The organism is Bacteroides caecigallinarum, assembly GCF_016901995.1.
Lineage (GTDB): Bacteria > Bacteroidota > Bacteroidia > Bacteroidales > Bacteroidaceae > Phocaeicola > Phocaeicola cellulolyticus.
The window spans coordinates 1-1,544 of sequence record NZ_JACJLE010000117.1 but is presented as its reverse complement, the minus strand read 5'-3'; the positions used below and the strand labels follow the sequence as shown (position 1 = coordinate 1,544).

Annotated in this window: 2 protein-coding genes; both read left to right on the top strand. The window is 37.4% G+C overall.

The features are described 5' to 3' along the window. The first annotated feature begins 131 nt into the window (after positions 1-131). Positions 132-833, top strand: coding sequence for a PoNe immunity protein domain-containing protein (locus H6A61_RS15200; protein ID WP_018712179.1), 702 nt, complete (start codon positions 132-134; stop codon positions 831-833). Between the two features lie 11 nt (positions 834-844). Then, on the top strand, positions 845-1,366 hold the full coding sequence (locus tag H6A61_RS15195) for a DUF7691 family protein (RefSeq protein ID WP_018712180.1): 522 nt from the start codon (positions 845-847) through the stop codon (positions 1,364-1,366). The last annotated feature ends 178 nt before the right edge of the window (positions 1,367-1,544 follow it).

Here is a 1,544-nt window from a genome sequence, read left to right as displayed (position 1 = left end):
AATTGGATAATTATAATGGTCTTACTTTTTTAGGAGGATTTATGTGGGATTAATGAAGCTACTAACAAGCCAAGTTAGCTGCTGAACGCAACTCCTTGTCAAACCATTAACATCAAAAACAGTGTACCATAATGGAAATAAGAGATAAACTTTTTACAGAAGAACAGTATTTGAAGCAACTGAAAATGTATGATGAAGATATTAGTTATTATGAACAAATGCATCTTTCAGGAAAACATATAGGTTACGATTCTTTGTTCAATTATAGGCTTCGTTATTTACTGGTACAGTATTCTATGGGACAGGATATTGATAATCTGAAAAATAATTATGTGGAAACCATCAAAACGATGCCGAGATTTTGGACGGATAACGGATTTTATATTGAAATGTTGTGGCTTCTGTCAATAGGTATCATGTTGGATTATGAAGATGACCTTATACAGAGTTTAGTGCAACTGATAAAAGACAGAGAAGCAAAAGACTATATTTATGACACCTTGATTAGATACAGATTCCCAGATTGGGAAAGGACTACAAACAAAGTATTATATCCGTCACCCTATCAAGCTGCTATTACTGTTACAGAGTTGGCAGAACAAGATAAGGCAGAAGCTGTGAAACGATTGGAAAAATACCTCAAAAAAGAATGGTATCGAGGTCATTCTGATTTATCTTGGCACGACGACCATAAATATGGTATTAATCATGACGGCTATTGGAGTTTTGAAAGCGGTGCATTGGTCAAGGTCTTGGGGCTGGATGATAGTAGCCTGAAAGGGTTGCCCTACTATCCATACGACATGGTACACTGGAACGATAACATTAAATAAAAAGATAAGGTATGAGTTACTCTGTTTGTGCATATTTGACAGAAGCCGATAGGGTAAAGTCTGTTTACGGAACTTGTGATAATCTGCTGCTTAACCAATTAAAGGCGGCACTGAAGCAGGAACTCGACAGTTTGAACGATTATTTCAGCGATAGGCTGAGTACGAATATGGGTGCTTATGCGGCGTTGGCTGACATAGTGAACGGGAAAATCCGTTATCCCGAAATGGCTTTCCTATACGGATATGTGTATGAAAAGATTTGCAACCATTATGGGACGCAAATCTACTGTGCGGAAAACCTTTGGCAACTGGATAGTCAAAGTACATTCATTCCTATTCCATTGAGCGATGATTTTCCCTATATCATCAGCATACCCGTTTCAGATTTGGAGAGCAAGAGGGCGGAATACAGTTCGCTGCAAGAGGGTAACGGTATCGGTGATTACGATTACGAGCAGGAAATGGACGACTTGAATTTCATTTTCGATGAAGCCATTGAAGTGCAAAAAGACCTTGTTATTATGGTGTATTGATATGGTACACTGGTAGAATAAAATGTGATGTTAATAACGCAGGGTAACGGCAAGCCGTTCCCTGCTGAACCATTAGTAGCAATTGAACAACCAATAAATTAGAAAAGATATGAGTAAAGTTTATATTTGGATTGGACAGTTTCAATCAAATGCTGAATTTGAAACTTATATAAATCAA

What these genes read in the sequence shown, in the direction of transcription:
- H6A61_RS15200 (WP_018712179.1), top strand. Translation starts at nt 132, where the DNA reads ATGGAAATAAGAGATAAACTTTTTACAGAAGAACAGTATTTGAAGCAA.
- H6A61_RS15195 (WP_018712180.1), top strand. Translation starts at nt 845, where the DNA reads ATGAGTTACTCTGTTTGTGCATATTTGACAGAAGCCGATAGGGTAAAG.